Source organism: Micromonospora ferruginea, assembly GCF_013694245.2.
Classification (GTDB): domain Bacteria; phylum Actinomycetota; class Actinomycetes; order Mycobacteriales; family Micromonosporaceae; genus Micromonospora; species Micromonospora robiginosa.
Genome location: NZ_CP059322.2, coordinates 1,114,114 through 1,136,956, shown reverse-complemented (window position 1 = coordinate 1,136,956; position 22,843 = coordinate 1,114,114). Strand labels below are relative to the sequence as shown.

Annotated in this window: 13 protein-coding genes; 9 read left to right on the top strand and 4 right to left on the bottom strand. The window is 72.2% G+C overall.

Annotated elements, in window-relative coordinates:
* Positions 1–16 precede the first annotated feature (16 nt).
* Genes H1D33_RS05090 through H1D33_RS05075 form a run of 4 tightly spaced genes read left to right on the top strand, consistent with a single transcriptional unit; the run spans position 17 to position 5,794 of the window.
* Positions 17–1,123, top strand: a complete 1,107-nt coding sequence (locus H1D33_RS05090) for a class I adenylate-forming enzyme family protein (protein ID WP_246411659.1) — start codon at positions 17–19, stop codon at positions 1,121–1,123.
* A complete protein-coding gene (locus H1D33_RS05085; protein WP_181569162.1) occupies positions 1,120–4,191 on the top strand; it encodes a non-ribosomal peptide synthetase in 3,072 nt (1,023 codons plus the stop codon). Before H1D33_RS05090 ends, H1D33_RS05085 begins: the two co-directional genes overlap by 4 nt.
* Positions 4,188–4,442 carry an acyl carrier protein gene (locus H1D33_RS05080; RefSeq protein ID WP_181569163.1) on the top strand — a complete coding sequence of 85 codons (255 nt, stop codon included), beginning with the start codon at positions 4,188–4,190 and terminating at the stop codon, positions 4,440–4,442. Before H1D33_RS05085 ends, H1D33_RS05080 begins: the two co-directional genes overlap by 4 nt.
* Entirely contained in the window at positions 4,442–5,794 is a 1,353-nt protein-coding gene (locus tag H1D33_RS05075; RefSeq protein WP_181569164.1) for a condensation domain-containing protein, read from the top strand. The genes H1D33_RS05080 and H1D33_RS05075 overlap by 1 nt, the downstream gene beginning before the upstream one ends.
* Here H1D33_RS05075 and H1D33_RS05070 read toward each other — a convergent pair.
* Positions 5,784–7,712, bottom strand: a complete 1,929-nt coding sequence (locus tag H1D33_RS05070) for a N,N-dimethylformamidase beta subunit family domain-containing protein (protein ID WP_181569165.1) — start codon at positions 7,710–7,712, stop codon at positions 5,784–5,786. The two genes, H1D33_RS05075 and H1D33_RS05070, sit on opposite strands and share 11 nt — an antisense overlap.
* Positions 7,713–7,981: 269 nt before the next feature.
* Here H1D33_RS05070 and H1D33_RS05065 point away from each other — a divergent pair, with 269 nt between their 5' ends.
* The 3 genes from H1D33_RS05065 (at position 7,982) to H1D33_RS05055 (ending at position 12,827) form a co-directional block, all read left to right on the top strand.
* On the top strand, positions 7,982–8,812 hold the full coding sequence (locus H1D33_RS05065) for a peptidoglycan-binding domain-containing protein (RefSeq protein ID WP_181569166.1): 831 nt from the start codon (positions 7,982–7,984) through the stop codon (positions 8,810–8,812).
* A 32-nt stretch (positions 8,813–8,844) separates the two neighbouring features.
* The gene (locus H1D33_RS05060; protein WP_181569167.1) at positions 8,845–9,798 is read left to right on the top strand and encodes a hypothetical protein; all 954 of its coding nucleotides are present in this window, start codon (positions 8,845–8,847) and stop codon (positions 9,796–9,798) included.
* Between the two features lie 218 nt (positions 9,799–10,016).
* Positions 10,017–12,827 (top strand): AfsR/SARP family transcriptional regulator, encoded by a 2,811-nt coding sequence (locus H1D33_RS05055; protein WP_181569168.1) that lies wholly within the window; start codon positions 10,017–10,019, stop codon positions 12,825–12,827.
* 51 nt (positions 12,828–12,878) lie between these two features.
* Here H1D33_RS05055 and H1D33_RS05050 read toward each other — a convergent pair whose 3' ends face one another.
* The gene (locus H1D33_RS05050; protein ID WP_181569169.1) at positions 12,879–14,114 is read right to left on the bottom strand and encodes an MFS transporter; all 1,236 of its coding nucleotides are present in this window, start codon (positions 14,112–14,114) and stop codon (positions 12,879–12,881) included.
* A 355-nt stretch (positions 14,115–14,469) separates the two neighbouring features.
* Positions 14,470–15,057, bottom strand: coding sequence for a sugar O-acetyltransferase (locus tag H1D33_RS05045; protein ID WP_246411661.1), 588 nt, complete (start codon positions 15,055–15,057; stop codon positions 14,470–14,472).
* A gap of 407 nt (positions 15,058–15,464) precedes the next feature.
* Here H1D33_RS05045 and H1D33_RS05040 point away from each other — a divergent pair, with 407 nt between their 5' ends.
* Positions 15,465–17,822, top strand: coding sequence for an AbfB domain-containing protein (locus H1D33_RS05040; RefSeq protein WP_181569171.1), 2,358 nt, complete (start codon positions 15,465–15,467; stop codon positions 17,820–17,822).
* A gap of 132 nt (positions 17,823–17,954) precedes the next feature.
* Positions 17,955–19,490: a ricin-type beta-trefoil lectin domain protein gene (locus tag H1D33_RS05035; RefSeq protein ID WP_181569172.1), complete on the top strand. Its 1,536-nt coding sequence runs from the start codon at positions 17,955–17,957 to the stop codon at positions 19,488–19,490.
* A gap of 68 nt (positions 19,491–19,558) precedes the next feature.
* Here H1D33_RS05035 and H1D33_RS05030 read toward each other — a convergent pair whose 3' ends face one another.
* Entirely contained in the window at positions 19,559–22,516 is a 2,958-nt protein-coding gene (locus H1D33_RS05030) for a hypothetical protein (protein WP_181569173.1), read from the bottom strand.
* Between the last annotated feature and the right edge of the window lie 327 nt (positions 22,517–22,843).

Here is a 22,843-nt window from a genome sequence, read left to right as displayed (position 1 = left end):
TCCACGGTCCGGACGAGTGGACGGCGATGACCGACGGCGACGCCGACCCGACCGCGCTGCCCGCCACCTCCCCGACGCTCCCGCCCAGATCCTGTACACGTCCGGCACCACCGGCCGGCCGAAGGCCGTCGTCGCCAGCCACGCCAACATCACCCACGGCGCCCGGGTGCGCCCGATCCTGCGGCCGCTGGCTCACTCCCGCCACTTCCTGCACGCCTTTCCGATCGGCAGCAACGCCGCGCAGACGATGCTGCTCAACGCCCTCGTCGCCAAGGCCGGCATGCTCGTGCTCCCACGGTTCACACCGGACCGCTTCGCCGACCTCATCGCCGAGCGCCGCGTCGGCACCGCGTTCGTCGTCCCCGCCATGGCGATCGAGCTGCTGCGCTCCGGCGTCTGCGCCAACCACGACCTGAGCAGCCTCACTCTGCTCGGCTCAACCGCGGCCGCTCTGCCGTCCCCGGTCGCGGCCGGGCTCGCCGACGCGTTGCCCGGCGTGACCGTCGTCAACTACTACACCTCCACCGAGGCAGCTCCGGCGCAGACCACGATGATCTTCGACCCGCAGCGGCCCGCCGCGCTCGGCATGCCCGCCGCCGGCAGCCGCCTACGCGTCGCCGACGCCGAAGGGCGTCCCTGCCCGCCCGGGACCGTCGGCGAGGTCTGGCTGTCGACACCCGCGCCACCCCGTGCCTACCTCGGCGACGCCGACGCCACCGCGCACGTCTTCCGCGACGGCTGGACCCGGATGGGCGACATCGGCTACCTCGACGACGACGGATACCTGTACCTGGTGGACCGCGAGAGCGACGTCATCAAGTCCGGGGCCGACAAGGTCTCCACAGTCGCCGTCGAGGAGGCCCTGCACGCGCACCCCGACATCACCGCCGCAGCGGTCGTCGGCCTGCCGCACCCGGTCCTCGGCATGACACCCGCCGCCGCCGTCGTCGCCCGCACGCCACTGCGGCTCGTCCACGTACGCACGTTCCTGGCCGGTCGCCTCGCCCTGCACGAACAGCCCACCCGCCTGATCCAACTGGAGGCGCTGCCGGTGAACGTGGCCGGCAAGGTCGTCAAACAGCGGATCCGGGAGATCTTCGAGGAAGCCAAGGAGTCATCGTGACGCGAGTGCTGCCACCACCCGTCACCGCCGGCCTGACCGCGGTGCAGGAAGGCATCTGGTTCACCGCACGGGCCACCGACACCGCGTCCGCGTACCACCTGGTCGTGACGCTGACCGCCGACGGGCCGCTCGACGACGACGCCCTCGACCTGGCCTGGCGAGCGGTCACCGACGCCCACCCCGCGCTGCGCGGCGCCTTCCCGGAGGTCGACGGCGTCGGCGCCCGGGTGGAGGTCACCCCGGGCCCGGTCCGGCGTGCCAGCGTCACGGCGGACCGTCTCGCCGACGCGCTCACCGACGAGGCCGGCCGACCGTTCGACCTGTCCGCCGGACCGCTCGCGCGGTGCGCGGCGCTGCGCGTCGACGACGGCCGGGAGGTCATCGTCGTCACCGCACACCACCTGGTCGGCGACGGCCACACCAAGGAGCTGATCGTCCGCGACCTCACCGCCGCGTACGCTGGCGAAGCCCTGCCCGTGACGCCGGCCGGCGCGGTCGACGCGGCGATCGCCGACGACCACGCGCGGGTCGACGCCGCGCTACCCGCCGCCCGGGAGTTCTGGCGCGGCCGGTGGCGGGAGCCGCCGGCCGTGGCGCTGCCCGGCGGCAGCCGGCCCGGCGGTGGCGTCGCCACGGCCCGTACCCGGCACGTCGCGGTCGACCCCGCTCTCGACCGCGCGCTGGACGCCGCCTCGGCGACGCTCGGCACGAGCCGCTTCGAGCTGCTCCTCGCGGCCGTGTCGGTGCTGCTGACCCGCTACGGCACGCCGGACGTCACCATCGCCGTCGACGTCTCGACCCGTACCGGCGACGTCGAGGGGCAGGCCGGGGCCTGGGTGAACGAGCTTCCGATCCGCTTCGCCCCCGACCTCGCGGCGTCCTGGCCCGACACGCTCGCCGCGCTCCGCGCCGACCTGCGCGAGGCGTACGCCCACCGCGTCGTCCCGGTCGGACGCGCCGCCACGGTCGGAACCCGCGCCGCCCTGGCCCCGGTCTCGGTGAGCTACCGGCGGCGCGGGCAGGGGCCGGCCGCGGCGTTCGACGACCGCGCGACGACCGTCGACTGGCTCGTCACACCCCCGCACCTGCGCTCGTCCCTGCACGTCTTCGCCGTCGACGGTCCGGACGGACTGCGACTGAGCCTGCAGGCCCCGGCCGACAGCGTCGACGACGCCACGTTGGCGCGCGTCGGCGCCCACCTGCGGGACGTGCTGGCCGCCGCGGCGGCCGCCGACCTGCCGGTGGGCGACGCGCCCACCCTGACGCCCGCCGAACGGGCGCTGCTGGACCGGGTCAACGCCACCGCCCGGCCGCTGCCCGCCGACACCGTGATCGACCGTTTCACCGACCAGGTCCGGCGGGCCCCCGACGCGCCGGCACTGCGGTTCGGCGCACGCGTGCTGACCTACGCGGAACTCGACCGGCTCGCCAACCGGGTGGCGCACGGCCTCCTCCGACGCGGCACCCGCCCCGGTGACCTGATCGGCCTCTGCGCCCGGCGCGGTGACGAACTGGTCGTCGCGGTCCTCGGCATCCTCAAGGCCGGCGCGGCCTACCTGCCGCTGGATCCGGCGTACCCGGTCGCGCGCCTGGACTTCGTCGTCGCGGACGCGCACGCCCACCTGACCCTGGCCCACCACGGCGGGCCGCTGCCCGAACCGGCGGTGGTGCCGCTCGACGGCCTGGCCGCCTTCGACGGCGAGCCGGAGACCCCACCGCCACCGCCGCCCGCCGACGCCCTCGCCTACGTCATCTACACCTCCGGCTCCACCGGTCGGCCCAAGGGGGTCGAGGTCGGGCACCGGGCGCTGGCGAACCTCGTCGCCGCGATGGACCGCGTCACCCCGACCGCGCCGGGCGACCGCTGGATCACCCTCACGTCGCTGTCGTTCGACATCAGCGCGCTGGAACTGTTCGCCCCGCTGACCACCGGAGCGACGCTCGTCATCGCCGACGACGTCACCGTCCGGCAGGGCTCGGCGCTGGCCGCGCTCGTCGACGACGCCGCCGTGACCCACCTGCAGGCGACCCCGTCGACGTGGCGGATGCTGCTCGACGCCGGACTGACCGCGCCACGCCTCACCGCGCTGTGCGGCGGCGAGGCGCTCCCGCTGCCCCTGGCCCGCCGGCTGCGCGAGGCCACGGGCCGGCTGGTCAACGTCTACGGACCCACCGAGACCACCATCTGGTCGACCTGGGCGGAGATCGGAACCGACCCGACCCGGGTGCCGATCGGCGCGCCACTGGCCAACACCACCGTCCACGTACGGGACGCTCGGCTGCGCCCGGTCGCCGTCGGTGTGCCCGGCGAGTTGCTGATCGGTGGCGCCGGGCTGGCGTACGGCTATCGCGGCCGACCGGAGCTGACCCGGCGACGCTTCGTCACCGACCCGATCACCTCGGCGCGCCTCTACCGCACCGGCGACCTGGTGCGGCTGGACGCCGACGGGATGCTGGACTTCGTCGGCCGGCTCGACAGCCAGGTGAAGGTGCGCGGGCACCGCATCGAACTCGGCGAGGTCGAGACCGTCCTCGGCGCCGTCCCCGGCGTACGGGAGGCCGCGGTCGCCGTGCACGGCGACGGCGCCGACGCCCACCTCGTCGCCTACCTGGTCGGTGACGCCGTGCACCTCCCGGACGTACGCCGCCACCTGGGTCAGCAGCTACCGCGACACATGGTCCCGGCGGCGTACGTCGCGCTCGGGTCGCTGCCGCTGACGCCCAACGGCAAGCTCGACCGGAAGGCCCTGGCACCACCCGCCGCCGAGCCGGCCCGGCACCACGACGCCCCGCCGGTGGCACCACCCCACCACCCGGATCCCGGTGGCGCCGGACCCGGCGACGTCGAGCACGAGGTGCTCGCCGTCTGGCGGGAGGTCCTCAGGGTCGACGACATCCAGGTCGACGACTCGCTGTTCGACCTCGGCGGGCACTCGCTGACCATCACCCAGATCACCTCCCGCCTCCGCAGGCGGCTCGGCGTCGCCGTCGCGTTCGACGTCTTCTTCGACACGCCGACGGTGTCCGGGATAGCCGCCGAGGTCCGCAAGCTCCGGGAGGCGACATGAGCACCGACCTGACCACCGACCTGGCCGACCTGGTGGAGGCCGCCAGCGACGGTGACATCACCCGGGACGACGCGCTCGACGCCGAGGCGCCGCTCGTCGCCCTGGGCCTGACGTCGCTGGGACAGCTCCGCCTGATCCAGGCCGTCGAGCGGGCGTACGGAGTGCGCCTCGACCTCGACGACGACCCCGTCTACCTGGACGGCGTCGGGCCGCTCGCGACGTACCTGCGCGCCCGTGGCGTGCCCGGCTGATGGAGGTCACCTTCGCGGTCGCCGACCCACCGCCCCCACCGGCTCCGCTGACCTGGGGCCAGCACGCGATCTGGGCGGCGATCCACCGCACCGTCCCCAACGACCACTACTTCAACCTCGCCCGGGTCGTGGTCCCGCCGGTCAAGGTCGCCGACGGCCTGTCGGTGGACGCCGCACGGACCGCGGTACGGGCGGTGATCGAGGCCAACCCGGGCCTGCGCACCCGGATCGCGCCCGGACCCCGGCGGCGGGTCGAACAGGCGGGTCGTGTTCCGCTGGCGGTGGCGGAGCTGACCGACGGCGGCGGGCCCGACGCGGCGGCGGCCGCGCTGGTGGAGCGACTCGGACGGGAGGCGTTCGACTACACCGACGAGTATCCGCTCCGTCCCGGCCTGGTCGTCGACGACGCTGGCCGAGTCGCGCGGATCGTGCTGGTGCTGTGCCATCTCGCGGCCGACGGCGCCGGCGCGGACCTGATCGTCGGTCAACTCCGGCTGGCGCTGCTCCGGCGGACCGGTCGTCCGCCCGGCGACCCCGACACCCTCGCCGCCTTCGAGGAGTCGGCGCCGGGCCGGACGGTGTCCCGCGCCGCCGTCAGCCACTGGTTGGACGGCTGGCGTCTCCTCCCGGACGGCGGCATGGTCGCCCGGCCGGTGGCCACGGAGCAGCCGGTCCGTTGGTGGGTCGGCGCGCTGACCTCCCGGGCCCTCGGGCTGGCCGCCGCCACGCTCGCGCGTCGCCACCGGACCAGTTCCTCCGCGGTGCTGCTGGCGGTCTCCGGCGCGCTGATCGCCGCGGAGCGAGGTGTGACCACGACGGTGCTGCCGGTGATCGTGGGCAACCGGTTCCAGCCCGGGCACCGCGACGTCGTGGCGACCGTGGCCCAGGAAGGGCTGTTCGTGCTCGACCACGCCGCGGTGGGAACGGTCGGCGAACTGCTCGACCTGGCCCGGCCGGCGGCGCTGCGGGCCTACCGGGCCGGATACTACGACCAGCGGGCGCTGGACGCCGCGCTGGAACGGCTCGACACCGGATCGCGGCCGTACTGCTGTTTCAACGACATGCGACTGACCGAGACGCCGCCCGGCGCGCCGCCCGCACCCGGCGAGATCGAGGCCGCGCGCACGACGACGGTGTTCGGCTGGCAGCCGCCGCAGGCCAAGGTCGCGTGCCGCTACTGCCTGCACCTGACCGCGGCCCCGGAGGCGGGACCGGGAGCGCTGCGGGTGACGGTCACCGGCGACACCCGCTACCTGCCACCACGCCGCATCGAGGCGCACCTGCGCGCGCTGGAGTCGACAGTGGTCGCCGCCGTCGCCGGATCCGTGCCTCTCGCCACGCTCACGCCGTAGCGGCCGGCGTCACCGCGCGCCACCGCAGGCACCGCCCCGGCCCGACGCCGACGATCCGGCCACCGTCGGCGGCGATCACGGTCACGCCGTCGAGCGGCCCCAGCGCCGTCCACCCGTGCACGGGACGGTCGGGCGGAGGCACCGCGGCGCTACGGAGCTGATTGTCGGCGCACGCGGCATAGAGCCGGCCGTGCTCGGCGGTCAGACCGGACAGGGGCGGGGCGACGCCGACGGCCGTCCACCGGCGGGCGTCGGCAGCGAGCGGCGCGGCCCACAGCGTCCCGTCGGCGCGTGCGGCGAAGATCCGACAGTCGGCGATGGCCAGCGCGGCGGTGCCGGCCGGCACGGTGCCCGCCGGCGCCCAGCCGTGGCCGGTCCAACGGACGAGCCGACCGTCGGTGGTGGCCGCGTGGACCTCCTGCGGTCCGTCTGGCACGGCCTCGCGCGGCGCGGCGAGCGCGACCAGTCCGTCCGCGTCGGCGAGGTGCCGCCACGTCAGGTTCTGGCCGCAGAGCTCGCGGGTGAGCAACGCGCCGTCTCCGGCCGCGACCAGATCGCCGCGGTGGGCGACGAGAGCGTGCACCGGGGTCGGTTCCCCGATCACGTCCCAGCGACCGGCGACCGGCGGCGCCGACAGCCGGGCCAGCACGTTGCGGGTGACCCGGTCGACGACCGGGTCGTGGAGGCCGGCGCCCCAGTTGACGGTCGCCGCGTTGAACACGGTGCCGGCGCCGGAGGTGAAGACGCCCATCGTCGCCCAGCCGCCCTGCCCGTATGCCCGCCAGTGCCGCAGGTCCGCGGTGGCCAGCACGACGAAGTCGCGGGGTGTGCCGTCCCGGCCGGTCACGCGCGGGACCCCGTCGATCTCGCGGAAGTCGGCGGCGTCGGTCTCGTAGCCGAGGGTGCCGAGCGCGAAGGCGTCACCGGTACGCAGCCCGGTTCCCTCGAAGACCCAGTGCTCGGCGAAGCGTGCGGTGTAGGCCTCCTCGCGCATGCGCGGCATGTCCGGGCCCCAGCATCCGGCGCCCCGGCGGAAGCTGACCCCGGTCATGGTGTTCTCCGGCCGGTTGGCGGGGGCGCTGCTCCACTCGACGGTGGCCCGCCCCGGGTTGGTCCGCGCGATCGGATCGGTGGTGGGGTCGCGGTAGCAGACGAGGCTGCGGCCGCCGTCCTCGATCCGCGCCTGCCACCAGGACGTGTTGGCGCCGAAGACGGCGAGATTCCCACCGTCGCGGACGAAGCCCTCGACCCGGTCGCGCATCTCCCAGGTCCAGTACTCGTCGTGGCCGTTGACGACGAGAAGCCGGTAAGCGCCCAGCTCGGCGGCGCCGTCGTGCAGATCGAGGTTCGAGCAGAAATCGACTGCTTCGCCCCGGCGTCGCAGCCAGACCAGCAGGCCGTGCTCCCAGCGCTCGGGTGGCGGTCCCCCGCCGGGGCGGTCGAGGCTCACCCGGACCGCGCGCCGGGGATCCTCGGCCGGATAGAGACCTTCGCCCGGGACGCCGAACCGGTTGTACGCCTGCCAGGTCGTGAACGGGAGGGAGAGCAGCGTGGGCGCGCCGGGCTGCCGAGGGCGTACCACGAACCACGCCTGCGCCTCGTCGGGCGCGGCCGCCACGTCGCCGTCCCGGTCGGTCACGGTCACCCGGTACAGCGAGCTGGGCCAGTCCCGTGGGACGTCCAGCCACCAGCGGGAGCCCCGGCGGCGAGTGTCGACGACGCGCTCGCCGGAGATGTCGTCGTGGACGTGTACCCGGACCCGGCCGGACCCGCACGGTCGGCCGATGCGCAGGCCGAGCCGGCCGCCCTGCACCACCGAGGTCGACTCGGCGTAGACGGAGAGTCGCGAGGACGCGGCGGCGCCCGCCGCGGGCAGCGGCTCGGCGGGCGGAGGGCGATGGCCGACGGGGGTGCTCACGTTCCTCCCCACCGCGAATGGTTAACAAAGTTAATTTCTACTACGTCGGCGGCGTGGTGGCCAGACGAGGGCCGCCACGAGCACCCGTCCCGCTGGACGGCCAGCACATTCCCGGCACATTCCGCGCTCATCGGTGGCGGGCGCCTTGACTGCGGTCGGAGGCACGCCAATAGTCGTGCGGCATGCAGCCACACCTATCTATGTGCGCTTGCCTCCTCGTACCGCGCCGCTGACCGGACAACCGCCTCGACAGCCTTGACGGAGCACACATGATCACCAGAAGGAACCTGCTCGCCGGTGCCGTCGGCCTCGCCGTGGCGACCGGTGGACCGCTCGCCACCGGCCCGGCGTCCGCCGCCCTGCCCGCGGTCGACATGGAGGCGCTCATCAAGGCGGCCCAGATCGACCCGCGACGCGCGGACACCGCCCTCACCGAGGGTGCGAAGGACAGCGTGCTGCTGGTGGAGCGTGCGCTCCAGGCCAGGGGACTGCTGTCGACCCCGTACGTGGACGGGCACTTCGGCACCAGCACCGTCGCCGCGTACGCGGCGTACCAGCGCTCTCTCGGTTACACCGGCCTCGACGCGACCGGCCTGCCCGGCCCGTCGTCGCTGCGGGCGCTCGGCGACGGGCGCTTCACCGTCGTCCGGGCCCTCTCGCCCGGAAGCGTCGTGGCGCTGCGCGGCGTGCAGGTCAACACGCGGACCAAGGCCATGCTGCTGGAGGCCGAGCGCCTGCTCGGTCGCCAGCTCGGCATCACCCAGGGCTCGTACAACTCGGGTGTCGACGCGTCCGCGGGCACCCACGACGGCGGCGGCGCGCTCGACCTGTCGGTCAGTGGCCTCTCCTCGGCCACTCGGACCGACGTGCTGCGACGGCTGCGCACGGTGGGCTTCGCGGCCTGGCTGCGCACCCCCGACCAGGGGGACTGGGGCTACCACATCCACGCCGTCGCGCTCGCCGACACCGACCAGTCGACCGGCGCGCAGAACCAGGCCGGCGACTACTACCTCGGCCGTAACGGCCTGGCCAACCGGGGCCCCGACGACGGCCCGGTGGTCAGCAGGCGGACCTGGGAGGAATACCAGCGGTCGCTCTGACCGCTGTCGCACCGGCACGACCAGGAGGAACAATGTCCATTCGTCACCACCGCCTCGTACGCGGCGCCGTCGCCGTGCTTTGCTCGGCCCTGATGACCGCCGCGGCCGGCCTCACCGGCGCCACGGCCGCCCAGGCCGCCGTCAACACGTCGCCGAACTACCTGGTGGTCTACAACAACAACATCGAGAACTGGCTGCCGACCTCGTGCGCCGACGGCTACCTCTGGGACCGCCTGCTCACCTACCTGAAGGGCCGCCCGCTGAGCCCGGACATCTTCACCGTCCAGCAGATCTCGAACCAGACCCAGCTCAACACCCTCCTCAAGCGACTCTCCGACGACCTGCCGGGCACCTACGCCGGCAAGATCGCCATTGCGAGCCCGGGCTCCATGGGCTACACCAGCACCTGCGGCAAGCTGAAGAACCAGCAGACCAACGCGGTGATCTGGCGCTCGGACCGGTTCACCTCCGAGGCTGAGACCCGCTGGCGCTCCGACGCCCCCGAGAACAAGACCGGCGGGTGCAAGAACCTGGAGCCCACCTCGAGCAGCCAGGACCGGGTGGAGAACATCGGCGTCCGGCTGCACGACAACGTGCGCAACTTGGACGTCTCGGTCGCCTCGATCCACTGGCCCACCAACACCTGGAACGGCCCCGACTGCGCCGACGAGAACATGTCCGAGGCCGAGGAGGCGATGGTCCGCCTCGGTGGCGACCTCAAGATCGTCGCAGGTGACATGAACACCGAGGCGAAGACCAGGGGTTGGTGGGACGACGCCAAGGCGCTCGGCTACCGGGACCCGATCGCGGAGAAGTGCGGCAGCCGCGACTGCTCCTCCGCCTACGACACCAACGGCTCCCGGCGGATCGACTTCCTGCTCGCCAAGAGCGGCGGCGGCTTCAGCAACGCCGCCCACATCAGCTCGACGGCTACCGGCGGCGCCTACTCCGAGCACATCGCCGTCACCGCCTACGTCAACTACTGAGGCGACCGGTCCACCCGCGAGGCCCCGTCCGTCGGGTGCCGCGGCGACGCTCCCCGCGAGCGTCGCCGCGGCACCCGGCGGTGCGGTGCGCCCGCCGCGCGACGGGCACCAGGCACCCGAACACTCTCCGAATCCCCACCCACCCGAACCGCCTGAAGATCAAGCTAGGCTCTCACGGCCAGCAATCAGATCTCCGAGGGCATGGGGGGTCGCGGGTCATGACGGTCGCATTCGGCCTGCTGGGGCCGGTGACCCTGCACGTGGACGGGAGCGCGGTCACGCTGCCGGCCGGCCGGACGCAGCTCCTGCTGGCCGCGCTGCTGCTGGACCGCGGGCGGCGGGTCTCCACAAAGCGGCTGCTGGGCGACCTGTGGGACGAGCCGCCGCCGTCGGCGCCGGTCAACCTCAGGACGTACGTGACGCGGCTGCGCGGCCTACTGGGACCGCACCGTGACCGGCTGGTCTGGGTGAACTCCGGCTACTCCCTGGCCGTCGAGGCGGGCGAGCTGGACCTCGACGGTTTCGAGGCCGACATCCGGGACGCCCTGGACGCGGTCCGCCACGGACGCCCCGAACAGTCCGCACAGATCCTCACGGCCGGGCTGCGGCGCTGGCGTGGCGAGGCCGCCGAGGGGCTACCACGCCTCGGGTTGCTCGGACATCGCCTCGACGCGCTCGACGAGAGTCGATGGGTCGCGGTGGAGCGGCACGCCGCCGCCTGCGCCGAGGCCGGCCAGCACCGCACCGCGCTTCCCACGCTGAGGTCACTGCTCGCCGACCGACCGGCCCGCGAGTCCGCCTGGGAGGCACTGACTCAGGCCCTCATCCGGCTGGGCGAACGGGCCGAGGCCATGACCGCCCTGGCCGCGGCGGACGCCGCGCTGCGCGCCGGAACCGGCCGCGGACCAGGTCTGGTGCTGCGGGAGATCGAGCGGTACCTGCGCGAAGGAACGCCGACGCCGCCCGGACGTCCCGATGCCACCCCCGGCGACACGTCACCGCATGCCACGCCCTCCAACCTCCCGCCGACGGTCGTCCTCATCGGCCGGGAGCGCCTGCTGAGCCAGATCGAAGCGACCCTCGGCACGGCCGGCGCGATCGTGCTGCACGGCCCGGCCGGCGTCGGCAAGTCGGCGCTTGCCGGCGCCATCACCGCCCGGCTCGCCCCGTCCTACCCGAGGAGCCCGCTCTACCTCGACTTCTGCGGCAGCAGCCCTGGACTGACCCCGATGACGGTCGAGGAAGCCACTGGCAGCCTGCTCCGCGCGCTCGACGGCGAACACTCTGGCAACACCGCGGGCGGCGCGGCCGCGGAGGCGGCCGAGCTGCGGATGCGGATCAGCGACGGGCAGATGCTGCTTGTCCTGGACAACGTGGTCGACGCCGGACAGGTGCGCCGCCTGCTGTCGGTGCTCAGCACCGCCACCGTGATCGTGACGAGCCGCACGGCGCTGCCGACGTTGGACGTGGCCCACCTCGCCGTCGGCGCGCTCACTCCCGACGAGTCGGTGGCGCTGCTCGCCCGGCACGCGGCGCCGAAACGCATTCTCGCGGCCCCGAAGGAGGCGGCGGTGCTGGCCGACCTGTGCGACCACCTTCCGCTCGCGCTGCGCATCGTCGGGGCCCGACTGTCCGCCCATCCGGAGTGGACGCTAGCCGACATGGTCGCCCGGCTCGCCGACGAGCAGTTCAGGCTGGACGAGCTGAGCTGCGACGACCTCGCCGTACGCGCCAGCCTTGCGGTCACCGCCGACCTCCTCGCCGAACGGCCCGGCGGGCCCGAGGCGGTGGACCTGTTCGACCGGTGGGGCATGGTCTGTCCCCCGACGATCGGCATCGAACTGGCCCAGGTTCTCACCGGAGCCGATGCCCGTGAGGCGCGCGCCCTGCTGGACCGGCTGGCCGCCGCCAGCCTCGTCGAGGCGTGCGCGACGGACCGCTACCGCCTGCACGATCTTGTCCGGCTCTACGCGACGGAGCGCGGCCGGCGCGACCCGACGGACCGCGCGGCGACGATCCACGCCGCCCGGTGCCACTGGCTCGGCGCCACGCGACGGGCCGGGGACCACCTGCGACGCGTCCCCGACCGACCGGCGGACGGGTTCGTCGAGGCGCGGCCCGTCGTGACCTTCGCCGACCAGCGGGAGGCCCTGCGGTGGCTGGAGCGGGAGCGGGAGAACCTGATCGCCGCCGCGCGCGCGGCGGCCCAGGACAGCACCACCGAGGGTGACCTGTTCGCGGTCCGACTGTGCGCGGAGCTGTATCCGTTCCTCCCCATGCGGGGGTACTACCGCGATCTCCGTGAGGTGGCCCAGGGTGCGCTGCGGTGCGCCCGGCGACTGGGCAGCCGGCCGGACGAGGCGACCGCGCTGACCTACTTCGCGGTGGCGCAGTCCCGGCTGGGCGAGACCGACCGGGCGGTCGACAGCCTCCGGATCGCGCTCGCACTGCGGGAGGCGGACGACGACACTCAGGCGGTGGCGGTGGCCCTCGACCATCTCGGCGTCCTGCTCGCCGCCGCCGGCCGCCTCGACGAGGCCCGGGCGACCTTCCTCCGAGCCCTCGACCTCCACCGCCCGCGCGCCGACCGCCGACGGATGGGCGTCACCCTCAACAACCTCGCCGACGTGCTGCTGCAACTCGACCAGTCCGACGCGGCGCTCGTCCATCTTCAGGAGAGCCTGCGGCTGCGCCGGGAGATCGGCGACGAACTGGGCCTCGGCATCACCATCCTGACCATCGGCCAGGCGTACGCCCGCAGTGGCCGGTACCGGCAGGCGTACGGGTGGCTCGACAGAGCCCTCACCGCCGCGCGGAGCAGTGGCAACCGCGAGGCGGAGTGGCGGGTGCTCACCGAACGGGCGAAGGTGCACCGCGACACGGGCCAGGAACTTCCGGCCCGCGACGACCTGCACCTCGCACTCGCCATCTCCGAGCAGACCGGCGACACCATCGGCGCCGACGAGGTGCGCCGCGCGCTGACCGCGCTCCGCGTCCCCGCCGCACGGCGATCGGCCCGTCGGACCTGACCCGGGCACGAGAGCCTCGGCAGCGGGGCGGTCGGTCCCGGGATCGTCGCGTCAGTCGGCCGCCCGGGCCCTGCGGACGGTCTTGCTCAGCGTCGCGGCGAGGGCGAGAAGCGCGAGCCATCCGGTCAGCATGAGGGTCAGCATGGTCGTTCCGAGCAGGGCTATCAACGTTCCGCTGGCCGTGGTGCCGATCGCCGCTCCCCCGGTGGTGAGGGTCTCGACCGCGCTGGTGACTCGTCCGCGCAGCGCATCCGGGGTCACGGCGAGCCGGTAGGACTCGAGGGCGACGTTGTAGACCGGCGAGACCACCGACTCGGCGAACGCCACCAGCGAGAGCAGCCACCAGGTCGGTGCCACGGCATAGAACGGGAACGTCAGTGCCTCCGCCCACAGCATCGTGATGGAGAGTGCGCCGAGTGGGAATCGGCGAGCGAGCCTGGGCCCCATGAGACTGCCGAGCAGCGCGCCGACGCCGGCGCTGGCGAACACCGCGCCGACCTGGGTGGAGTTCGCGTGCAGCTCCTGAGCCAGGATGATGATCAGCAGGTAGCCGGCGCCGAACCGCAGGCCGTCCGCCGCGTCGAGCACGGCCAGGGTCCGGATCACCGGCTTGTGCCACAGCCAGGCCAGGCCGCGGCCGACCTCGGTCACCAGTGCGCTCGGCGGGCCGGGCGCCGCGACCCGAGCCTGCTGAAAGTCGGTGCGAATGGCTCGTAGGGACGCCGCCGACACCAGGAACGAGACGACGTTGAACGCGAACGGCAGCATGCGGCTCACCGCGTAGGCAGTCCCCGCCGCAGCCGCGCCGAGGACGCGGAGGGCGTTGGACATCGCGCCGAGCAAGCCCACCGCGGCGGGAAGGTCGCTGCTCGGGACGATGTTCGGTAACGCCGAACTGTTCGCCGCCCCGAACAGGGTACTGAGCACACCGTTGAGCACCGCGACGGCATAGAGCTGCGGCATTCCCAGCGCGCCGAACACGGCAGCGACGGGGATGGTGGAGGTGAGCGCTCCGCGGCCGATCTCGCACCAGATCATCGTCGCCTTGCGATCCCACCGGTCGACCAGGGCGCCCGCGAGCAGTCCGAAGACGAGGTAGACCACCGTTTGCAGGCCGAGCAGGACGCCCGCCTGCGTCGAGGACCCGGTCAGGGCGATGACCAGCAGAGGTAGAGCGAGGAACTGAAGTGAGTCACCCAGTTGTGACACCAACCGTCCGCCGAGCAACAGTCGGAAGTCGTGCCGGCGCCACAGGGGCTCGGGCCGCGTCGAGATGGCGTTGTCCATGGCGAACTCCGGTCGATGAATGCGCCTACCCGGCGCGCCGTCACGGCTGACAGACACGCGGGCGCCGCGAGGCCGGAGGCGTCACAGCGGAGAGTGGCGAGCACCAGAGACCGCGAAGAGCGGACAGACTCCACCCGTGTGTCGATGCGTGGCCGCTAGACGTCACGGGCGGTGAACATAAGGTGGGACGGTACGGGGCGAGATGACCGTCAGCAATGCAATTTGTTCACGCTGACGCGCTGGTAGCGCCTTGTGGGGCAGGGCCCGAGTGAGTCTGGTCGTGAGCGGGGACACAGGTCGCGGCGGACGGCGTCCGGCTCAGCTTGCCACGCCGCTCGTGGGGTGCCTGCCGGCACTACCGACGATCGAGGTCCTCCTCGGTGACCTGCCGAAGAACCCGGCAGGGCACGCCCACGGCGACGGTCATCGGTGGGATGTCGTGTGTTACCACGCTTCCCGCGCCCACCACGGCGCCGAACCCGATTCGGACTCCCGGCAGCACCACGACGTTGCTGCCGATCCAGACCTTGTCCTCGATGGCGATGGGCTTGGAGAACCGCCGGAAGTCCTCACGCAGGTCCGGATGGACCGGGTGCCCGGTCGTGGTCAGGGTGACGCCGGGAGCGATCATGACGTCGTCGCCGATCCGGATCTCCACGTCGTCGACGAAGGTCACGTTCACATTGCCGAAGAAGTCATTACCGATATGGACATTACTTCCGAAAGCGGCGTGGAACGGGGACAGCAGCACAGGGCGTTCCCCGACCGAACCGAGGATCCTGTCGAGCAGCATCCGCCGCCGCTCCACGTCGCCGGGCCGAGTGTGGTTGTAGTCGAAGATCAGGTCGGTGCGACGATGCCGGTCCCGGAAGGACGCCTCCGACTCGGTGTAGAGCAATCCCCCGTGAATCCTCGCCAGCACGTCCTTCTCGCGTTCCCGCACGGATCTGCACCCCTCCCCCGACGGCCGACAAGAGCGTACAAGTGACCGCCGCTCCGGTAGCGGCGCAGCCATTGATCGCGCCACCGGCCGCCTTTCACCGGCCGGACTCTCCGTGCCGCGTTCCCGACCTATCCCGGCGCCTTCGAGGGGCGGGCGCCTCGACCGACGTCGAGCGGTTCGAGCCCGGTGCGGGCTGCCTCCCGCCCGTCGATTGACCGACTGCCCGTCGGGCCTTTATAACGTTATACAGGCAACCACATATATCGATGTGATTGTCGTCGATGGTTTTCGGAATCCACCGATCTGCCCGCTCGACCCCGGGAAGGGACCCGACGGGCCGCCCCGACACCCACCACCAGCCGCCAGCGGCGAAGCCCGGCCCTGACGGCCCGTCCGATGGAGACGGCATGACACGTCCCGATCCCGTCCGCCTCGCCACGCCCCTGCTGGCCGTCCTCGCCCTGGTGGCTGGCATGCTCACCGCGCCGGCCGGCGCGGCGTACGCCGCGCCGGTGAAGAACCCGCCACTGAGCACCCCCTGGACAGCCCAGGCGCTCAACGGCACGCCGCTGCCGGACTACCCGCGACCGCAGATGACCCGCCCGGACTGGCTCAACCTCAACGGCGAGTGGCAGCTACGCCAGTCCACCACCGACGACGCCCCCCAGTTCAACACCGACCTACCCGAACGGATCAACGTTCCCTTCCCCGTGGAGAGCGCGCTGTCCGGGGTGCAACGAGCCGCCGGCGACAACCGCAACTACCTGTTCTACCGCCGGACCGTCACGGTGCCGACGAACTGGAGCGGGCGCCGCGTGCTGCTGCACTTCGGTGCGGTCGACTGGCAGACCACCGTTTGGGTCAACGGCTACGCCGTCGGCGGTCACACAGGTGGTTACGACGCCTTCACCTTCGACGTCACCCCGCACCTGCGAAGCGGAGGTGTCAACGAGGTCGTGGTGAAGGTGTGGGACCCGACCGACAGCCGGCAGAACGGCAGCCTGCCGCCGATCGGCAAGCAGACCAAGCAGCCCGGCGGCATCTTCTACACCCCGAGTTCGGGCATCTGGCAGACGGTGTGGCTGGAACCGGTGCCGGCCGCTTCGATCAGCAGCGTCGACCTCTACCCTCGCCTCGGCGACAACACCCTCCGCGTCCGGGTCTTCACACGGGGGGACGTCACCGGTCACAGCGTGCTGGCCGAGGCGCTCGACGGCGCCACCGTGGTCGGCTCCGCCAGCGGCGGCTTCACCGAGTTCACGGTGCCCGTGCCCAGCGCCCGCCGATGGTCGCCCGACGATCCGTTCCTCTACAACCTCCGGGTCACGCTGCGCAACGCCGCCGGCGGTCAGGTCGACCGGACGACGCACTACTTCGGCATGCGCGAGATCAGCACCGGGGTGGTCAACGGCGTCCTGCGGCCCAAGCTCAACGGTCAGTTCGTCTTCCAGACCGGCACGCTGGACCAGGGATTCTGGCCGGACGGGCTCTACACCGCGCCCACGGATGCCGCGCTCGCCTTCGACCTGCAGAAACACAAGGATCTGGGCTTCAACATGGTGCGCAAGCACATCAAGGTCGAACCGCAGCGCTGGTTCTACCACGCCGACCGCCTCGGTCTGCTTGTGTGGCAGGACGTCCCCTCGCTGACCGCGCAGGACATCAACGCGACCGACGCGCAGCAGGCGCAACTCGAGACCGAGGCCCGCGAGATCGTCGACGAGCACCGCAGCTCCCCGGCGGTGGTCACCTACACCGTCTACAACGAGGGTTGGGGGGAGCGCGCGCTCACCGACACCCGCCGGGTCGCCCAGAACGTGAAGAACCAGGATCCGACCCGACTGGTCAACGCGCACAGCGGCTACAACTGTTGCCAGTCGCTGGGCAACCCGGGCAACGGCGACATCGACGACTGGCACGTCTACCTCGGGCCCGACTCACCCGTGCCGTCGAGCGGCCGGATCGCGGTGCTCGGCGAATTCGGCGGGCTGGGCCTGCGAGCACCCGGCCACGAGTGGAGCCCGAACGGCAGCTTCTTCGCGTACGAGTGGCAACCGAACTCGACCGCGCTGACCGACCGCTACGTCGGCCTCGTGCAGGGCACGCAGAACCTGATGCTCGGCAAGGGCCTGAGCGCCTCGGTCTACACCGAGATCACCGACCAGGAGGGTGAGCTGAACGGATTCCTCACCTACGACCGGCAGGTCGTCAAGATGGACCAGGCCCGAGTGCGCGCCGCCAACCTCGCCCTGATCAACGCGTCCACGTCGATCGGCAGCTCGGCACCGGTGGCACTGCCCCTGAACACCCGGCGCTCCTTCCAGGTCACCACGCCCGGCTACACCAACCGGTATCTCCGGCACCGCGACAGCCTGGCCTACACCGAGGTGGTGGACGCGAACAGCCCGGCGCTGCTCAGGAACGACGCGACCTACACGGTACGGACGGGTCTGGCCGACCCGGCGTGCTACTCGTTCGAGTCGGTCAACTTCCCCGGGCAGTACCTCCGGCACCAGGCCTCGCGCGTCCGCAACTCCCCGGATGACGGATCGGCGCTTCTGCGCGCCGACGCCACCTGGTGCGCCCGGGTCGGGCTCACCGGCAACGGCGTCTCGTTGGAGTCCGCCAACTTCCGCGGAAAATACCTGCGGCACTACAACTCGGAGATCTGGCTGAGCAACGGCACCGGCGGCGAGGCGTGGAACTCCCCCGCGTTGTGGGCCGCGGACAGCACCTGGAACATCACCGCGCCCTGGGCGCCCTGAGCAGGACGGTCCAGGGCGCCGACCAGGTCCCCGCACCGCCGGCCTAATCGACCCCCGTCTATTGACAAGGATTCTTAACAGCTTCAGTCTGAGAGCGCTCTCCCGACCGCTACACCCATCGGAAGGAGTTCGATGACCAGGATATTGGCGCTGCTCACCGCCGCGACGCTCGCGCTGCCGACCTCGGCCGCCACGGCACCGCCGGCTCCCACCGCCCCACGAGTCGAGGCACAGACGTCCGCCCTCCCAACCGGTATGGCCGCGGCGATGCGCCGCGATCTGCACCTGACCGACGACCAACTCACCGCCCGCCTCACGACCGAGGCCGCCGCGGCGGTGGTCGACCGACGCCTGCGCTCCCGCCTCGGCAACCGATACGCAGGCTCGTGGCTCGACGCCGGCGGCCCGCTCACCGTTGCCGTCACCGATACGTCTGCCGCCGCCACGGTGCGGGCCGAGGGCGCCCGGCCCCGGCTCGTCCCCCGGACGCTCACCACTCTCACCTCGGCCCGCGCCGCACTGGATCGGCGCGCACGCAGCCGTCCACCCGGCACCGCCGTGCGGAGCTGGCACGTGGACGCCGCCGCCAACCAGGTCGTGGTGCGGGTCGCGCCGGGCCAGGAGCGCGCGGCCCGCTCGTTCGTCGGCGGCAGTGGCCTCGCCGCCGGGCTCGTCCGCTACACGACGGCTCCCGACGCGCCGCGCCCCCTGTACGACATCCGCGGCGGAGACCAGTTCGTCATCAACGGCAACGTGCTCTGCTCGGTGGGCTTCGCCGTCGCCGGCGGCTTCGTCACCGCCGGACACTGCGGGGCCTCCGGCAGCCCCACCCGTGGGTTCAACAACGTGGCGCAGGGCACGTTCGCCGGCTCGTCGTTCCCGGGCAACGACTACGCCTGGGTCCGCATCAACGCGGACTGGACGCCGCGCCCCTGGGTGAACAACTACGCCGGGGGCAACGCTCCCGTCGCCGGCTCCCGGGACGCGGTGATCGGCAGCTCGGTGTGCCGGTCGGGACGGACGACCGGCTGGCGCTGCGGCACCCTCCTGGGTCGGGAGGAGACGGTCAACTATGCCCAGGGAGCGGTCTACGGACTCAGCCGCAGCAACGCCTGCGCCGAGGGAGGCGACTCCGGCGGCGCCTGGCTCTCCGGCGACCAGGCCCAGGGGGTGACCTCCGGCGGATCGGGCAACTGCACCACCGGCGGCACCATGTGGTTCCAGCCGGCCAACGAGATCCTCGGCGCCTACGGGCTGAACCTGGTCACCACCGGCGGGGGCGGCACCGGAACCCGGATCATCAGCAACTGGAACAACAAGTGCATCGACGTGCCGAGCTCGAACTTCTCCGACGGCGTTCCCCTGCAGACCTGGACCTGCAACGGCACGGCGGCACAGGGCTGGACCTTCACCGGCGGCAGCCTGCGCACGCAGAACAACATGTGCATGGATGTGGCCTGGGGTTCCCGGGACAACGGCGCGGTCATCCAGATCGCCACCTGCAGCGGCAACGCCGCGCAGCAGTTCGTGCTCTCCGCCGCCGGCGACCTGGTCAACCCGCAGGCCAACAAGTGCGTCGACATCAAGGACTGGAACGGCAACGACGGCGCACGGTTGATCCTCTGGGAGTGCGCCGGCACCGCCAACCAGAAGTGGCGCACCGGCTGAGCAGTGCCCTCGACGCGGCGTCCCGTCCCGGTCCGAGGTGGGCCGGGACGGGACGCCGCGCCTCGGCCTCACCCGAGGGTGAATCGGATGAAGCGCGGGCGGTAGATGCCGGGGTCGCGGTAGTGGTCCGCGTCCGGGGAGACGCGGGTGTCCATGCTGTTGACGTTGTAGGACGCGACGAACGTGTCACCGGAGCTGAGAGCCGCGTGGACGTGGGCGTTGTACGAGATCACGTTCGGATTCCAGTAGCTGCCGTACGGCCCGGGTTCCGGCATGCGGTACACGGGTGTCTTCTGGGTGAACGGACCGTACGGTGAGCAGGACGTCCACGCGTTGATCTGCCCGCTGAACGCCTCGGTGCTGTCCTGGCTGAGCAGCAGGAACTGCCCGCCCCACGGAGTGACGCTGTACTCGTTGGCGATTCCGGTCAGCAGGTTGCGGGAGTTCTGCTCGCGGAGCGTCCAGCCCCACGGCGTGTGGTACTGCCAGGTACCGGTGGCGAGGTCGCTGCCGTACACCCGGGCGATGCGCATCTGCTTGTTGATCGGGGAGTCGTCGACGCCGTAGACGTAGGTGTAGCCGTCGCCGCTGCGGCTGGCCGGCAGCAGCGCCGAGCCCCAGGCGACCCCGCTGGCCGAGGGCAACTCCCGGACGCTGACCGGGGTCCGCAGGTTGGACAGGGCGAAGTTGGCGACCACGTTGCGGTTGAACCGCCAGTCCCAGGCGCCGGAACCGAAGCGCTCGTACTCCTGATACACCACCTGCAGTTGTCCGCCCGAGAGGTGACCGTCCCCGACCCAGTACCACTTGCCGGGCCCGGACGGCGGCATCAACGCCCGGGGTGATCCGGCGGTGCCGCCCTGGTAGGTGGTGAGGCTGCCGCCGTTCTGCACCACGAAGGTGTTGTTGACCAGGGGGGCGCTCACCGGACGGGTGCCGTTGCTGTTGAGCGGGCCCATCCAGGTGTCGGAGAACAGCCAGACGATCCGGCCGTCCGGCAGCTTCACCGAGTACGTCGAGTCGCCGCCCGTCCAGCCGTCCGGCGTGCCGGCGGCGTACCTGTTGAACGTGCCCTCCGGCTCGACGGTGGTCTCGACGCCGCGGACCGAGAGGGGGCGCAGCACGCACGAGCGGCCGGTCAGCGGCAGCACGCTCTCCACATTCGTGGTGAACGTCCTGGGGCTGCCGTCCGCGTCCGCCGAGTGGATGTCCAGTTCGGTCCAGGTGGTCACGAGGGTGGCCACCATCGGGTAGGCGAAGTCCGGCACCGTGATCAGTCCGCCCGCGTCGGGGTGGCGCACGGTGTGGATGCTCGGGTACTTGGCCAGCGTGCCGGTGCTCCCCGTCGGCGACCAGACGATGACGGCCGATCTGCGGTTGGTGTCCTTCGTGGTGTCCACCAGCAGGGTCGAGCAGTAGCCGCAGCTCGCGTCACCGGAGTTCTTGACCGCGCGGAAGTCGTGGTAGACGGCACCGCCCTTGCGCAGGATGTCCTGGTACTCCGCCTGGGTGCCGGCGGCCGTCGAGTGACTCTTGCGGGCCGGCCTCGCACCCCCGAGGGCGTCGCCGCTCGTCCCGCTTCCGCCGACGAGATTGCCGCGCCACAGGCTCGCGTCGGCGTCGGAATAGCCGTAGCCGCGCCAGGCGTCCACCGTCGGGGCGGGAGCGGCGTTCGCCTTGGCCAGCCGATAGTTGGCGATGTGGTAGCCCAGCAGCAGGTCCGTGACGTTCAGGCCATAGCCCTCGGCGGTGTGCCGGATCGCCTCGATCGGCAGATGGTCGTGGTCCCGGACGCTCTCCCACGTGCGTCGCACGAAGGACGGGTCGACCTGTTCGGTGAGGTAGGTCGGCAGCAGGAACGCGCCGTACTGCGGGCCGCCACCCAGCCCGCCCCAGGAGTTGAGCGCCGCCCCGGGCTTGCTGAGCACGTCGTAGACGTTGCGGGCGTACAGCTTCTCCTCGCCGGGGATGGGCACGTACGGCGCCCGGGCGTAGGTCTGGCGGGTGGCCCACTCGGCGGTGGCCTCCATCCACCAGTTCATCGACCCGAACTCCTTGCCGCCCACGAAGTTGGCGAGGTAGTCCAAGCCGACGTCGGACCGGTCCCAGTACTGGTACTGCATGACGTGGAACAGTTCGTGCCGTGGCAGGTAGTCCCAGTCGTCCTGCCCGTTCGGAACCAGCATGGTCGCCTGTTGGTTCAAGCCGAACGGCAGCACGAAGGGCGCGTCGATCGGCAGGCCGGCCCCGCCGACGAGCGGAATCTCGTCGACGCCGTAGACCAGCACCCACGGCTTGCCGTCCCGCACCGGCAGCGGATAGCCCATCTCCCGGTACTCGTCGACGGCGACCGAGAGTGAGTTCAGCATGTGCTGGACCGCCTTCGCCCGTCCGTTCGGGTTGGCGTCCGCCGGGACACCCGGCCGGCCTCCACCGGCGACGTTGTAGAGGATGAGGAACTCGCCGGCCGATGCCCGGCACCGGTAGGTGACTCCGAGGTAGTCGTACGGATCGGCGGCGCAGTCGTCGTAACCGGCCGTCGTCGGGGCGACGGCGGGCGCGGGGGCGTCCGGAGCGATCGGCGCCGCCGCCTCCGGCTCGGCGGTCGCCGCGAGCATCGACAGGTACGTCAGATATCGCTGCGGGTCGCGGATGGGCCCGGTCGGTCGAAGGTGCGCCGGCACCGACCGGGGCGAGCGCAGCGCGCCCAGTCCGTAGCGGACCGCGTCGGCGCGGGAGAGCTTCCCCCGGTGGTAGGCCGAGAGAACGCGTTCGCCGGGGCCGAAGTCGGGCGGCGCGGCCGTCCGGTGCGTGGCGGGGCCGGGCGGCGCCTCCTTGAACGGCTTGGGTCGCGGGATCGGCGGGGTGGTGACACCCGGTTCGGTACGCGGCGGCGCGACGGCCCCGACCGCACGGCCGGCGACCGGAGCCGGATCGGTACGGGGCGCCGCCTGCACGGCGCCACCGGTCGATGCGGCCGCTGCCAGCACGACTGTCGCGCTGAGCATGGCCAGGGCTTTTCTCATCTCGCTCCCTCTGTTCAATGACCGGCAGGTACCGACGCCGCCGCGCAGGCGGCGACTGCGCCCGGGCACACGGCGTGATCGTCCACCCACCGTCTCAGCGTCACGACCGGCCCGGTGGGGAGGCGTCGGTGACGGAGACGCCGTCGTCCTCTCCTCGATTCACGGCACGGCCGGCATCCGCCCTCGGGCGAGCCGTCACGTGCGCGCAGCCACCCCGTGCTGGCCGCGCGGGGAAGCGCACGCCTCCCCCGTGCGCTCCCCACCCCGCTGATCGGCAGGGGACGCAGCGATAATTGCCCGCAGCCCCTGCAGCGATCTTGCAAACAC

Coding starts and splice junctions, on each gene's coding strand:
- H1D33_RS05080 (WP_181569163.1), top strand. CDS start 4,188: ATGAGCACCGACCTGACCACCGACCTGGCCGACCTGGTGGAGGCCGCC.
- H1D33_RS05075 (WP_181569164.1), top strand. CDS start 4,442: ATGGAGGTCACCTTCGCGGTCGCCGACCCACCGCCCCCACCGGCTCCG.
- H1D33_RS05065 (WP_181569166.1), top strand. CDS start 7,982: ATGATCACCAGAAGGAACCTGCTCGCCGGTGCCGTCGGCCTCGCCGTG.
- H1D33_RS05060 (WP_181569167.1), top strand. CDS start 8,845: ATGTCCATTCGTCACCACCGCCTCGTACGCGGCGCCGTCGCCGTGCTT.
- H1D33_RS05055 (WP_181569168.1), top strand. CDS start 10,017: ATGACGGTCGCATTCGGCCTGCTGGGGCCGGTGACCCTGCACGTGGAC.
- H1D33_RS05050 (WP_181569169.1), bottom strand. CDS start 14,114: ATGGACAACGCCATCTCGACGCGGCCCGAGCCCCTGTGGCGCCGGCAC.
- H1D33_RS05040 (WP_181569171.1), top strand. CDS start 15,465: ATGACACGTCCCGATCCCGTCCGCCTCGCCACGCCCCTGCTGGCCGTC.
- H1D33_RS05035 (WP_181569172.1), top strand. CDS start 17,955: ATGACCAGGATATTGGCGCTGCTCACCGCCGCGACGCTCGCGCTGCCG.
- H1D33_RS05030 (WP_181569173.1), bottom strand. CDS start 22,516: ATGAGAAAAGCCCTGGCCATGCTCAGCGCGACAGTCGTGCTGGCAGCG.